The organism is Paramagnetospirillum marisnigri, from assembly GCF_001650715.1.
GTDB lineage: Bacteria > Pseudomonadota > Alphaproteobacteria > Rhodospirillales > Magnetospirillaceae > Phaeospirillum > Phaeospirillum marisnigri.
Genome location: NZ_LWQT01000066.1, coordinates 228,596 through 241,537, shown reverse-complemented (window position 1 = coordinate 241,537; position 12,942 = coordinate 228,596). Strand labels below are relative to the sequence as shown.

12 protein-coding genes are annotated in these 12,942 nt (G+C 64.7%); 1 reads left to right on the top strand and 11 read right to left on the bottom strand.

All coding sequences use genetic code 11. The features are described from left to right. Positions 1 to 9: 9 nt before the first annotated feature. The 10 genes from A6A04_RS13640 to A6A04_RS13595 all read right to left on the bottom strand — a co-directional run bounded on the left by A6A04_RS13640 (position 10) and on the right by A6A04_RS13595 (position 10,698). Entirely contained in the window at positions 10 to 642 is a 633-nt protein-coding gene (locus A6A04_RS13640) for a cyclase family protein (protein ID WP_068493776.1), read from the bottom strand. Continuing rightward, positions 639 to 1,619 carry a UDP-glucose 4-epimerase GalE gene (gene galE / locus A6A04_RS13635; RefSeq protein ID WP_068493775.1) on the bottom strand — a complete coding sequence of 327 codons (981 nt, stop codon included), beginning with the start codon at positions 1,617 to 1,619 and terminating at the stop codon, positions 639 to 641. Before galE ends, A6A04_RS13640 begins: the two co-directional genes overlap by 4 nt. Next, positions 1,616 to 2,686: a nucleotidyltransferase family protein gene (locus tag A6A04_RS13630; protein WP_068493774.1), complete on the bottom strand. Its 1,071-nt coding sequence runs from the start codon at positions 2,684 to 2,686 to the stop codon at positions 1,616 to 1,618. The genes galE and A6A04_RS13630 overlap by 4 nt, the downstream gene beginning before the upstream one ends. Beyond that, positions 2,683 to 3,375, bottom strand: a complete 693-nt coding sequence (locus A6A04_RS13625; RefSeq protein WP_068493773.1) for an acylneuraminate cytidylyltransferase family protein — start codon at positions 3,373 to 3,375, stop codon at positions 2,683 to 2,685. Before A6A04_RS13625 ends, A6A04_RS13630 begins: the two co-directional genes overlap by 4 nt. Beyond that, a complete protein-coding gene (gene neuB, locus A6A04_RS13620) occupies positions 3,372 to 4,457 on the bottom strand; it encodes an N-acetylneuraminate synthase (RefSeq protein WP_068493772.1) in 1,086 nt (361 codons plus the stop codon). Before neuB ends, A6A04_RS13625 begins: the two co-directional genes overlap by 4 nt. Next, the gene (gene neuC, locus A6A04_RS13615) at positions 4,454 to 5,635 is read right to left on the bottom strand and encodes a UDP-N-acetylglucosamine 2-epimerase (RefSeq protein WP_216636110.1); all 1,182 of its coding nucleotides are present in this window, start codon (positions 5,633 to 5,635) and stop codon (positions 4,454 to 4,456) included. The genes neuB and neuC overlap by 4 nt, the downstream gene beginning before the upstream one ends. Then, positions 5,632 to 6,756, bottom strand: a complete 1,125-nt coding sequence (locus A6A04_RS13610; protein WP_068493771.1) for a LegC family aminotransferase — start codon at positions 6,754 to 6,756, stop codon at positions 5,632 to 5,634. The genes neuC and A6A04_RS13610 overlap by 4 nt, the downstream gene beginning before the upstream one ends. Before the next feature lies 1 nt (position 6,757). Next, a complete protein-coding gene (locus tag A6A04_RS13605) occupies positions 6,758 to 7,762 on the bottom strand; it encodes an NAD-dependent 4,6-dehydratase LegB (protein ID WP_068493769.1) in 1,005 nt (334 codons plus the stop codon). Between the two features lie 51 nt (positions 7,763 to 7,813). Beyond that, the gene (locus A6A04_RS13600) at positions 7,814 to 8,686 is read right to left on the bottom strand and encodes a radical SAM/SPASM domain-containing protein (RefSeq protein WP_172822775.1); all 873 of its coding nucleotides are present in this window, start codon (positions 8,684 to 8,686) and stop codon (positions 7,814 to 7,816) included. Between the two features lie 164 nt (positions 8,687 to 8,850). Then, on the bottom strand, positions 8,851 to 10,698 hold the full coding sequence (locus A6A04_RS13595) for a hypothetical protein (protein ID WP_156612600.1): 1,848 nt from the start codon (positions 10,696 to 10,698) through the stop codon (positions 8,851 to 8,853). 122 nt (positions 10,699 to 10,820) lie between these two features. On the opposite strand from A6A04_RS13595, the gene A6A04_RS13590 reads away from it, so the two are divergent. Then, positions 10,821 to 11,813 (top strand): NAD-dependent epimerase/dehydratase family protein, encoded by a 993-nt coding sequence (locus tag A6A04_RS13590; RefSeq protein ID WP_068493764.1) that lies wholly within the window; start codon positions 10,821 to 10,823, stop codon positions 11,811 to 11,813. On the opposite strand, the gene A6A04_RS13585 is transcribed toward A6A04_RS13590, so the two are convergent. Continuing rightward, positions 11,794 to 12,942, bottom strand: a complete 1,149-nt coding sequence (locus tag A6A04_RS13585; RefSeq protein ID WP_156612599.1) for a lysylphosphatidylglycerol synthase transmembrane domain-containing protein — start codon at positions 12,940 to 12,942, stop codon at positions 11,794 to 11,796. The genes A6A04_RS13590 and A6A04_RS13585 overlap by 20 nt on opposite strands.

Here is a 12,942-nt window from a genome sequence, read left to right as displayed (position 1 = left end):
ACTAAGAGGTCAAGTCTCCTGGGTCAGCACCACCCGGCAGGGCGCCCCATCGGCACCGATGATCTTCAGCGGCAGACAGGTCAGATGATACTCTCCCGCCTCGACGCCGCGCATATCCAGGCCCTCGACGGCGATGACGCCCGCGCCCAGCAAGATGCGGTGGGTGGTGGGCGCGGCGTCGTGGAAGCCCTGCACCGACAGATAGTCGATGCCCACCAGCCGGATGCCGCGCTCCACCAGCCATTGGGCGCCCTCGGGGGTGAAGGCGACGAAATCGCGGTGAAAGGGATGAGCCGGGGTATTCCACAGATCGGAATTGCGGGTCCGCACCAGCAGGCGGGTGCAGCCCGCCGGAATCTCGAAGGCGTCGGGGCCGATGGTGTCCACCGAATCCGCCACCCGCGCCACATGGCACGGCCCCATCAGCACGTCCAGCGGCAGCGACGCCACATCGGTGCCGCCCTGGATGAAATGGACCGGTGCGTCGAGATGGGTGCCGTAATGGACCACGAAATCCATGCGCGTCACGGTGCAGGCATCGCCCACGTCCATGTCGGACAGGCGGGTGATGCGTGGCGCGGGCTCGCCCGGCCAGGGCGGCACGCCGGAGCCGAAGGCCAGGGTGAGGTCGAACAACCTCACCGGTTCCTACCTTCCCAATCCAGCGCCGAACGAACCATCAGATCGAGGTCGTCGCGCTTCGGGCTCCAGCCCAGCACCTGCTTCAACAGCGAGGAATCCGCCACCAGGGCGGGCGGGTCGCCGCGTCGGCGGGGGCCGATTTCTACCGCAAGAGGCTTGCCCGCCACCCGCTCCACCGCCGCCAGCACGTCCCGCACCGAGAAGCCCCTTCCATAGCCGCAATTGGCGATCAGCGACTCGCCGCCCGCTTCCAGGTGGTTCAGCGCCAGCACATGGGCCTCGGCCAGATCGGAGACGTGGATATAGTCGCGGATGCAGGTGCCGTCCGGGGTGGGATAGTCGTCGCCATAGATGGCCATGCCGGGGCGCTTGCCCGTCGCGACCTCGGTGGCGATCTTGATCAGATGGGTGGCGACCGGCGAGACCTGACCGCTGCGCAACTGGGCGTCGGCGCCCGCCACGTTGAAATAGCGTAGCGCGGCGAAACGCATCTCCGACACCGAGCACAGGTCGGCCAGCGCCCATTCCAGCGCCAGCTTGGAGCGGCCATAGGGGCTGATGGGGCGAAGCGCCGCGTCCTCGGGAATGGGCAGGGAGTCGGGCGCGCCGTACACCGCCGCCGTGGAGGAATAGACCAGGTGGCGCACGCCTTCCCGGGCACAGGCGTCCAGGAAGGCGAACCCGGCGCCGATATTGTTGCGCCAATAGGGCAGCGGCTGCTGGAAGGATTCCGAGACGATGATGGAGCCCGCGAACATCATGACGCTGGCGCAGCCATGCCGGGCCAGCAGGTCACGCACCAGGGAGGAATCGCCCACATCACCCTGGACGAATTCGGCCTGGGGCGGCACCAGATCGCGCCGTCCGGTGGACAGGTCGTCCAGCACCACCACCGACCGGCCCGCCGCGATCAGCTCCAGTGCAACGTGACTGCCGATATAACCGGCGCCACCGGCCACCAGGACGGGGGCGATCATGCCGCGCCGCCGTCGGACGACGAGAACACCCGCTCGAAATCGCCGTTGGCCTTGGCGAAATCATCCAGCCGCCCGATATCGAGCCAGTATTCCCGGATGGGAAAGGCCACCACCGGCTCGGAGGCGTTCATCACCCGCTGCAGCAGGGTGGGCATGTCGCAGGGATGCCCCGGCTCCAGCCGGTCGAGGGCACTGGGGTCCAGCACATAGATGCCCGCATTGATGAAATGGGTCAGCACCGGCTTTTCCTGCAGCGCCCGAACGCGGGAATTCTCCACCTCGACCACGCCATAGGGCACCTGGATGTCGTATTCGCGCACGCACATGGTGGCGCGGGCGGCGTGTTCGGCGTGGAAGTCCAGCAGCGAGCGGTAGTTGACGGCGGTCAGCACGTCGCCGTTCATGACCACCATGGGCGCCTCGGGACGTTCGGGCAGGTGGCCCAGCGCCCCGGCGGTGCCCAGCTTGCCGTCTTCCCGCAGATAGCGGATGTCGAGGCCCAGGCGCGAGCCGTCGCCGAAGGCGTCCTCGAACTTCTCGGCCATGTAATTGACCGCCAGATAGACCCGGCGAAAACCGCTGCCCGCCAGTTGCAGCAAGATGGTTTCCAACAGCGGCCGCCCGCCCACCGGCAGCAGCGGCTTGGGCGTGGTGGCGGTCAGCGGCCGCAGCCGCTCGCCCAGGCCGCCCACCATCACCACCGCCCAATTGGGCAGTTCCTCGCCGGTCAGCAGTTCGCCCTCGGTCTCGACCCCGATCAGCACGCCCTTGGCATCCACCACCGGCAGGTGTCGCAGGCGGCGCCCCCGGATCAGGGCTAGGCGCTCGGCGGGCGGCATCGCCGGGGTAGCCACCAGCGGCTTGGGGTTCATGATCAGGCGCACCGGCTGGTCCAGGCTTTCACCGCGCAGGATCGAGCGGCGGATATCACCATCGGTGACGGTGCCCAGCAGCACGCGGCCCGGGTCCACCACCAGGCAGATCTGGGTGGCGGACTGGTCCAGGGTCTTGATGACCTCCAGGGTCGGGCTGTCCGGCCCGACCAGGGCCATGGTCCAATTCTTCATACTTGGCCTCCGGCGGCCAGGATGGCCTCGGCGATCCGGAAATCAAGCAAAGAGTCGATATCCACCGAACGATCGGCGGGCATCTCGTGGCCCAGGCTGCCCTCGCCCAGAAAGGCGCGGCGCTGCCGCAGCCAGGCCACCCGCACCACATAGACGGCGCCGTTGGGCACGAACACCCTTGGCTGGTCCTGGCGCCGCGCCGCATTGGCGTCGGGCATCAACGGCGACAGGCGGCCGCCGTCGTCCATGGTCTGCATCCACCACGGCGACTTGGAGGATTCGGTCACCGAGACCACCGAGGGCGCCTCGGGATGGTCGACCAGCTTGCGGATGCAGGCATCGATATCGGCGCTCTCGCGCAGTGGCGAGGTGGGTTGCAGCAGGACCAGAATGTCGAAATCCTGTCCCAGCGCGTCCAGGGCGTGAATGGCGACATCGGCGGAGCTGGCGGTGTCGCTGGCCAGTTCGGCGGGGCGGATGAAGGGGGCCTCGCACCCGGCGGCCTGGGCCGCCAGGATGATCTCGGGGTCATCGGAGGAAATCACCACCCGGTCCACCAGGGGGCAGGCGCGGGCCTGCTCCACCGTCCAGGCCACCAGCGGCTTGCCGCCCAGGGGGCGGATATTCTTGCCGGGCAGGCCCTTGGAGCCGCCGCGCGCGGTGATCAGGGCCAGGACGGACTTGCTCACGGAGTCTCTTCCAGGGTGTCGTCGAGTTCATAGGCCTTGCTGGCGGTTCGTCCGAGGATCGACCACAGTCGCATGGGGGAAATGCCGAAGCCGGAGGTTCGCTTCATGGTGATGTCGTCCGGGCCGATAATTGCCCCCTTGGCGATCGCCCGCGCTGCGACCAGGGACTTGCGGATAATCGGAAGGTTCTGGCGCTCCGAGGCGGTAGGTTGCTTGCGCCCGTCGCCCAAGGAGAGTTCGACCTGGCGAATCGCCGAGACCATGGCGGCAAGGTCGGCGGGTTCAAGCGACATGCGGTGATCCGGACCAGGCAGACGCCTGTCCAGGGTGAAATGCTTTTCCACCGAGGCGGCCCCCCGGGCCACGGCGGCAATGGCGACGGCGATGCCTTCGGTATGGTCGGACAGGCCCACCGGCAGGCCGAAGGCATCGCGCAGAGTATCCATGGTCCGCAGATTGACCTCGGCGAACGGGGCCGGATATTCGCTGGTGCAATGCATGAGCTGCACATTCATCCGTAATGCGGCTTTTCCGGCGGGGTCGGCATAGGCGGCGGCGAAGGCCTCTTCCCCGGGAGGGGCATCCAAGGGTCGGCTGTAGCCGAATGCCAGCACTCCCAGCGCCGTCTCCACCTCGTCGAGGGTGCTGGCACCAGTGGACATGATGAGCTTGCGGCCGCTGCGGGCCGCCGCCAGCAGCAAAGGCGCATTGGTGATCTCACCAGACGGAATCTTCAGCATGTCCAGCTTCAGCGTCTGGGTCAGAAGGCGCATGCTGTCGAGGTCGAACGGGGTCGACAGGAAGCGGATGCCGCGGTCCTGGCATCGTGTCATCAGCGCGCGATGGGCGGCTTCGTCCAGTTCCAGGCCCGCCAGCATCTCCTGCTGGCTCTGGTTGCCGCCGGTGGTTTCCGTCTGGTACTTGGCCTTGCCCGCCCACTTTGTCACGACATTGGTGATGACGAATGACTGGAACTTGACCACGTCCACTCCGGCGGCGGCGGCGGCATCCACCAAGTCCAGGGCGCGAGCCAGGTCGCCGTTGTGGTTCACGCCGGCCTCGGCGATGATGTTGACGCTCATGAGTTCATTCCTGGAAGGTCATGGAATTTCTTCGTCAAGAGGCCTTCGACTTCGGTGGCCTTCAAGACCTCGACGATGCGCCGCGCCGCGCCGGGACGTCCGAACGGATAGGGGGCGCGGCTGGCCTCGGATCGGAAGTTGACGTCCAGGGCCAGGGCCAGGGCCTTGCCGACAGCGGATTCGGTTTCGGCGCAATCGATGACGGATGGCGACCGAATCCGGCCTTGCTGACGAATTCCGAGATTGACGGTGGGAACACCCACCGCCGGAGCCTCGACGATACCGCTGGAGGAGTTGCCCACCACGGCGATGCAATGGCGCATGGCGGAGAAGTACAGAACCTGCCCCAGAGAGGCGAAGGTGCGGACCCGGTCGGGTTGGCGGCTCCTCCAGGCCTCGATGGCCGACGAAACCGCGTCATGGCCCGGATCCGCATTGACACCCGTTATGATGACTTTGTGATCGGGATGGCGATCCAGGGCGGCAGCCAGTGCCGCGATGGCTTCGGCGGGGTCGCCTTGGTCCAAGGTCGCCGGATGATAGGTGACAAGGAAATAGGGGGTGGTGACCGGAATGCCCAGGCGCTGGGTGACCTCGGCGCGTGTCAGTCGCGGCAAGGCTTCCAGTGCGTCCAAGGCCATGGCTCCCACGGTAAAGACGCGGTGGGGGGGCTCGCCCATTTGGATGACGCGGCGACGATAGGGCTCGGCGGCGGTGAAGTGAAGATGGGACATCTTGCTCAAGGCGTGGCGAATGGACTCATCCATGGCGCCCTCGCTGGCCTCGCCGCCATGGATATGGGCCATGGGGGTGCGGGTCAGCAAGGCGGCCTGGCCAGCGGCCAGCATTTCATAGCGGTCACCCAGCACCACCAGCAGGTCGGGGCGCAGCCGCTCCAGCGCCTCGGTCATGCCGATCAGCCCCGCCGCCATGGACCGCGCGATATCCGTCGGATCGTCACCTTCCAGCGGCATGGGCACCCGGGCGTCAATGGCGAAGCCATCGGCGAGGATGGCATCCACCGTCATGCCGAACCGTTCAGACAGATGGCTGCCGGTTACCAGCACCTGCAAGTCCAGCTCGGCATCGGCGCCGATGACCCGCATTAGGTCGGCTAACTGGCCGTATTCGGCCCGTGAACCAGTGGCGACGCAGACCGTTCTGATCCGGCGACTCACGATGCCACCGGGCTGGACGGGATGTTGATCAGCCGTGCCGCGATGGACTGGGTCACCGGCAATGGCCCGCGCGGGCAGTCGCCATACATGGGCAGTTGGTGCATGGGGGTCCAGACCGGGCGGCACTGGATGCCCGCCGCTCCCGCTTCCTGGATCACCCTCTCCACCCGGGCCGGGTCGGGCTGGTCCAGCAGCAATGCGTGCAGCCAGTAATTCACCGTGGTTCCCGGGTTCTCGAGCATCAGCCGGACACCGGGCAGGTCGGCGAAGACACGGGCGTAATGATCGCCCAGGCGGCGCTTGCGCGCCACATACTCGTCCAGCACTTCCAACTGGGCGCAGCCCAGGGCGGCGTTGAGATTGGGCAGGCGGTAATTCCAGCCCACCTCGTCATGGTCGAAGCGATAGGGATGGGGCACCTTGGCGGTGGTGGTCAGGTGCTTGGCCCGTTTGGCCAGTTCGGCGTCATTGGTCAGGATGGCGCCGCCGCCACCGGTGGTGACGATCTTGTTGCCGTTGAAGCTGAGCGCCGCCAGCCTGCCGTGATGGCCGGTGTGTTGCCCGTGGTAGGAACTGCCCAGGGATTCGGCGGCATCCTCGATCAGCGGCACGCCGTGGCGGGCGCAGACCGCCGCGACGCCGTCCAGATCCACCGGATGGCCGAAGGTGTGCATGGCCACCACGGCGGCGATGGGCTGGCCCTTGGCCGCAATCAGATGCTCGTCGAGGCGGGCGGGGTCGAGGCCCAGGGTGCGCTCCTCGATATCGACGAAGCGGCAGGTGGCGCCCAGATGGCTGGCGGCATTGGCGGTGGCGATGAAGGTCAGCGAGGGCATCACCACCTGGTCGCCCGGCTTGACTCCGGCCAGATGCAGGCAGATTTCCAGGGCGGCGGTGCCGTTGACCACCGCCACGGCGTGCCGGACGCCAGTGATCTCGGCCAGCATGGCCTCGAAGCGGTCCACATAGGCGCCCACCGAGGACACCCAGCCGGTATCCAGGCAGTCCTTGACATAGTCCCACTCGCGGCCCTCGAAGACGGGGGCGTGCAGCGGCACCGGCCCCTCCGCCCCCTGGGTGCCGCGCCAGAATTCGATCAGTCGCCGGGTGATCTCGTCCATGTCAGATATTGTACCGGTCGGCCTTGTAGCGGCCGAGATTGGCGGGATCGCGGAACCAGGCCACGGTTTCGGCCATGGCGCGCTCGAAGCCCTCGCCGCCGCCATAGGCGGGTGCCCAGCCCAGCAGGCGGGCGGCCTTGGCATTGTCGCCCCACAGCCGCTCCACCTCGCTGGCCTCGGGGCGCAGCCGGGCCTCGTCGGTCTCGATCTCCAAGTCGCAGCCGATGACCTTGGCGATGGTCCGGGCGGTGTCGCCGATGGAAATCTCGAAATTGGAGGCGGCGTTGATCACCTCGCCCTCGATCCCCGGCGCGGTCATGGCGGCCACGAAGGCCGCCACCGTGTCGGCGACATAGTTGAAGTCGCGGGTGGGGTGCACCGCCCCCAGCCTGATCTTGCGCATGCCCGACAGCAGTTGGGTGATGATGGTGGGGATCACCGCCCGGGCGCTCTGGCGGGGGCCGAAGGTGTTGAACGGCCGCAGCGTCGCCACCGGGGTGGCGAAGGAGCGCCAGAACGCTTCCGCCATCTGGTCGGCGCCGATCTTGGTGGCGGAATAGGGTGACTGGCCCGACAGGGGGTGGGCCTCGGTGATGGGCACGAAGCGGGCGGTGCCGTAGACCTCGCTGGTGGAGGTCTGGATCATGCGTGAAACCCCCAGGTCGCGCGCCGCCTGCAAGAGGTTCAGCGTGCCGGTGACGTTGGTCTCCACATAGGCGGCGGGCGAGTGGTAGGAAAACGGAATGGCGATCAGGGCGGCCAGATGCAGCACCACCTCGCGGCCCTTGACCGCTTCCCGCACCCCGTGGGGGTCGCGGATGTCGCCCGAGAACACATCGAGCGAGCGCTTGATCTCGGGCTCCGACTGGTCGAGCCAGCCCCAGGAATTGAACGAGTTGTAGTAGACGAAGGCGCGCACGTCGTGGCCTTGGCGCACCAGCGCCTCGGTCAGGTGCGAGCCGATGAAGCCGTCGGCTCCGGTCACCAGAATCTTCTTGGGGCTCATGATCACCCGCCTTGGAAAGTCGCGGCCTGATTGCTCATCAGGCTAGCTTCATCAGGTATCCTGCAATCCCGGCGTCTGCAAGCCGTGATAATCGTAGCAGGTCTTGCACAGCGGCAGTTCGTCGTGACGCATGGCGACCAGCAGGGCGCGGTAATGGTTCAGGGTGTCGGAGTTCCAGATGGCCTCCAGGCTGCTGTCCTTGACCGAGCCCAGCGGCATCAGCTTGTCGGAGTCGCTGCAGCAGGCGGTAACGGTGCCGTCCCAGTCGATGGACATCTTGTCGAAGACCTCGGGGCATTCGGGATGTTTCCGCACCACCGATTCCTGCTCCTTCAGGCTTTTCAGCATTTCCAGTTCGTCGGCGCGCAGCCGCACCGTCGCCAGATCCACATGCTCCAGCACGGTACGCCCGACGCTGACCAGGTCCACCAGCGGCGACAGCAGCGCCTTGAAGGCAATCACCTGCTCCTTGGTCTCGTAGGTGATGGTGGTGGACACATGGATATAGGGAAGCTTGCGTTCCCCCCGCACATCGACGAACAGGCGGATGGTGTCGATCAGTCCGTCGAAGAAATCGGTGTTGCGCATCTCGCCGAAGCTCTTGCGATCCACGCCCTGGAAGGAAAATTTGATGGAGTCCAGACCAGCCTGGATCAATGCCTCGGTATAAGGGCGGTCCAGCTTGCTGCCGTTGGTGTTGATGTGCGTCAACACGCCGCGGCCATGGGCGGCGGTAACGAATTCCACCAGTTTGGGATGCATCAGCGGCTCGCCCCAGCGGATGAAGCGAAGGGGTGTTTTGCGTGGCGCTACCTCGTCCAGGATCTTGTAGAAGACCTCCTCGGCCATGAAGCCCTTGGGCCGTTTCATGGAGAAGGTGCCGGTGGGGCACATCAGGCACCTGAAATTACAGGTGTTGGTCATCTCAAGATCGAGCAGGCGCGGAAATGCGGGCAGGTTGGAGAGCTTACTCTCGGAATTTCCGGTGTTGCACTGCTGATATATGGAGGCGAAGGGGTTCATTCTTGACCTGAAAATAACGCTGCCACAGCCGCCTGGGCGCAGTCCTGACCATGTGTAGCACGATTCTAAGCCCGACTTTCAAGACTCATCGACTGCCAGAACCGTTCCGATGCCGACCGGCCATCGCCGGTATCGCACATATAGTCCGTCACCGCGTCGCAATCGGGAACCATCCCCGCCTTCAGGGCGGCCGCCAGTTCCTCCGCCGAGTGGTAAACCCTGAGGGGGCCGAGTAATTCGAGGGCAATACTGTTGGGAAGCGGCACCAGCGGGTAATAGGGGCGTCCGGCGGCCAGTGTTTCCACCAGGGCGCCTGAATCGGCGGGTCCGATCACCAGATCGGCCCAGTCCAGATGATCAGGAACCACGCCATTCTCGACCACATCGAGGTCAAGGCCGAAGGTCTGGGCCAGGGCACGGAACGCCTGACTGCCATGGCCGGGATGGACTTTCAGCCGGATGGAGGAATAGCCCAGACGGCGCAGCATACGAGACGCCTCGACGATGTCCCGGTAAACGTTACATTTGAGGGCACGCACATTGATCATCGGAACGTTGCCGGGCAGTAGCAGCACGTTTCCCTGTCCAACCGGCGGCAGGACGACGTCTTTCCGGCAGCGTTTGAGGGTGTCGAGGCCGGGATAGCCGATTCGTACCGAGGCGACGGTCGAATGGATCATCGTCAGCCAATCCTCTTGTGACTTGCTCCACGACCACAGGCGCGACAGCTTAGGGGGATGGCGATGGTCGCCGCAGCGAGCATCCGACGCGAAAGGATGGACAAAAATCCCGTTGAGCATCTCATCAGCGGGAATGCCCAGTACACCTGCCGCCTCGATCAGCATTCGCCCGCCGAAATTCGAGGAATCGCCGACGACGATGCGTTCGGGCCGACAGCGCGACAACATGGCAAGGTCCGACTTGGCTTCGGCGGCGAAGTCCAGCATTCGCCCACTGTCGAAGGCCTCTGCGTTCAAGAAGGCCCGTCGCGCCCGTTCCACCGGCGTTGTCGGAGGGTGCTCGCGCCAATACCGTCGCAGATGCTCGATGCCGTCTTGCAGGGATAGACGCTCTGCCGAGGTCAGGGTCAGGCGGGGACGGCTGATCATGGCAGCGCCGCGTCGCAGCCATTGCGAGAGAAAACCCCAGGTTTTGGGTGAGCGCTGGCTGATCATCGCCGGGCCGACCTCGCCACCCGGCCAGGCCTTCAGAAGCCCGGCTTCCATCAGTGGGTTGAGGAACAGCAGGACCCGGCGGCGCGGCCGGAGCCAGGCGGAGGCGCGGAAAACCATGCCGATCAGATCGCAGGCCAAGTTGCGCAATACCGTCTTAGCGCCACCTTGGCGAACCGAGCCACCGTAACCCGCTACATCGTAATAATGACCATCATCGCGGGCGACTGGGTCCAGTCTGTCCTCCACGATCAGGCCGTGAGCCTTGGCGAGTTCATCCACCAGGATTTGTTTCAGCTCGCCATTCACCATTCCAAAATCGCCGCGCAGGTCGATCAGGATGATCCGTCGCGGGCTGAAGCGTCGGCAGAGCGAGTCCAATGCCCGCCACAGGCGCTCGAACCCCATCATGGCCAGTTCCACCTCGCGGTTGAGCGCCTTGGCGGTCGACATGCCATACAACAGGCCGACCTCTGGTCCGGCCTGATACATCCAGTCGGAATAGCCGACCAACAAATCATGAGGCGGCGTAAAATCGGCCAACTGGTGTTCCAGCAAGACGCAAGCCACCCCTTCATCGACCAGGGTTTTCCAGACCACCCAGTCGCAGGCGGCCACCAGGCATTCCGGCCCGAAGGAGCGGGCTGCGGGCAGATGCCTGGGGTGGGAAACCAGCACCATCCGCTCATAGGAATCGGCAAGGCCTGGCATGGCGACTGGGTGGGACGGGCCGATGGGCATGCTGCTCTCGAGGGATAGGAAAGGGCGGGATGGTAGTCGCGGTCGGGTGCCTTTGCAATGCGATGCGGGATCATATACGGTTGCCGACCCAATCCGTGCCCAATCGAAGAGGCCGTCCGTCCATGAGCATGCATCCCGTAGCTGTCGTCACCGGCGGAGCCGGTTTCATTGGATCCCACATGGTTGATCTGCTGGTGGCTCGCGGTTATGCCGTGCGGGTGGTCGATAATTTGGTCGGTGGCCGCGAGGCCAATCTCGCCCACCACGCCCATAATCCCGACGTGATATTCGAGAATATCGACATTCGCGCCTTGCTGCCGGGCTCGCCCCTATTCGCCGACGCCCGCTATGTCTTTCATTTCGCCGGTATCGGCGACATCGTGCCATCGATGGAAAATCCGATGGAGTACATGTCTGCCAACGTTCAGGGCACCGTCCATGTGCTGGAATGCGCCCGCGCGGTCGGGGCGAAGGTGATCTATGCCGCCTCGTCATCCTGCTATGGACTTGCAGATACCCCGACGCGCGAGGATCATCCCATCCGGCCGCAATATCCCTATGCCCTGTCCAAATATCAGGGCGAGCAGGCCTGCTTCCATTGGCACGGCTGTTACAAACTGCCGGTCAATTCCGTGCGCATCTTCAATGCCTATGGCACCCGCTCACGGACATCGGGAGCCTATGGCGCGGTGTTCGGGGTGTTCTTGCGGCAGATGCTTGCCAACAAGCCTCTGACCGTGGTCGGCGACGGGACACAGACCCGTGATTTCCTCTATGTGACCGATGTGGCCCGCGGCTTTCTCGCCGCTGCCGAGACCGACCGGGTCGGTCAGGTCTGGAATCTGGGGGCGGGCAGGCCGCAATCGGTCAATCGCCTCGTTGAACTGCTCGGCGGCAACAAGATTCACATTCCCAAGCGCCCGGGAGAGCCTGACTGCACCTTCGCCGACATCACCAAGCTGACGACCGAATTGGGATGGCGGCCCGAGGTGTCGTTCGAGGAAGGGGTCGCCCTCATCGTCGAGAATATCGACTACTGGCGCGATGCCCCTCTGTGGGATCCTGCGTCCATCGCCAAGGCGACGGAGACTTGGTTCAAGTATCTGGGGAACTGAGCGCCTCGGCCGTTTGGGTCGTGTCAGACCGGCTCACATCGGTCAGCAGCCAGATGATGCCTCCCGGCAAGGCGGCCACCGTTCCGATCAATCCGGTGAGAAGGGAGAGGAGAAGCGCGCTGTCGGCGTCGATGCCCACGAGGCCCAGCGCCACCACCATGGCGCCTTCGCGCATTCCCCAGCCGGAAATGGAGACAGGCAATAGCAGGACCAGAACCACCAGCGGCCATAGAACCAGGCATTCGATAGGCTTAAGCGGAATGCCAAGCGAGAGGGCGAGAAAGAAAAGCGAATAGGAGAGATTGATCTGGCCAAGAATGCCACATCCAATCGATCCCAAGGCATGGCGTGGCGACAGCAGAACCGCCCGCACATCCCGGGACAGTTCGGCCAGGGCGGAAAAGATACGGTGGTTGCGATGGCCGCCGATTAGCTTGTCGACGCTCATGGCCAGGACCGTTCCTGATACCGCCGCCACGGCCAGTGCCCAGACCGTAAGACCGAGAAGGCCCGACTGGGGCATGTCCGGCAGGAAAGGCTGAGTAACCACCACGGTCACGATCAGGCCCAGAACAGCGGTCAGCCGGTCGATCAAGACGCTGGCGCCAGCGGCCATGGGCGTCATGCCGCTTTTCCAGATCATCCAGATCCGAACCGCGTCGCCACCGACGGTCGATGGCAGGATCAGATTGAAGAATTGACCGATATAGGTCAGGCGGAAGGACAGGCCGAACGGGACTCGGCCGTCCAAAGCCCGTGTCACCGCCATCCACCGCCACGAGGCGATGATCACCTGCCCCATGACCATGGCCGTGGAAAGACCTGCGAAAAACAGGTCGGCCGCGGCGGCACGGCGCAAGATGCCGCCGACATCGACCTTGCTCAACAAAAAGGCAACGATTCCAATCGAAACAGTTGCCTTCAGCAGCAAGATCAGCCGACGTCGAATTACCAGGCGAGGACTTGCCATCGTGTCGGAATTTGCACTTCTGTTCACTTTCGCTCTGTCCTCGTCGCGTATTCTGCCGTGCGGCCGGACACTAAACTCAAAGCGATCTTCCAGCCAGCGGAATGTGCCCGATGGACCGGCCTGTTGCAAAGCGGATTGGCCATCCTGTACAACGTCCAC

Bases quoted from the DNA above. Each gene is read 5' to 3' on its own strand.
- galE (WP_068493775.1), bottom strand. From the start codon at position 1,619: ATGATCGCCCCCGTCCTGGTGGCCGGTGGCGCCGGTTATATCGGCAGT.
- A6A04_RS13630 (WP_068493774.1), bottom strand. From the start codon at position 2,686: ATGAAGAATTGGACCATGGCCCTGGTCGGGCCGGACAGCCCGACCCTG.
- A6A04_RS13610 (WP_068493771.1), bottom strand. From the start codon at position 6,756: ATGGACGAGATCACCCGGCGACTGATCGAATTCTGGCGCGGCACCCAG.
- A6A04_RS13590 (WP_068493764.1), top strand. From the start codon at position 10,821: ATGAGCATGCATCCCGTAGCTGTCGTCACCGGCGGAGCCGGTTTCATT.
- neuB (WP_068493772.1), bottom strand. From the start codon at position 4,457: ATGAGCGTCAACATCATCGCCGAGGCCGGCGTGAACCACAACGGCGAC.
- A6A04_RS13605 (WP_068493769.1), bottom strand. From the start codon at position 7,762: ATGAGCCCCAAGAAGATTCTGGTGACCGGAGCCGACGGCTTCATCGGC.
- A6A04_RS13600 (WP_172822775.1), bottom strand. From the start codon at position 8,686: ATGACCAACACCTGTAATTTCAGGTGCCTGATGTGCCCCACCGGCACC.
- A6A04_RS13595 (WP_156612600.1), bottom strand. From the start codon at position 10,698: ATGCCCATCGGCCCGTCCCACCCAGTCGCCATGCCAGGCCTTGCCGAT.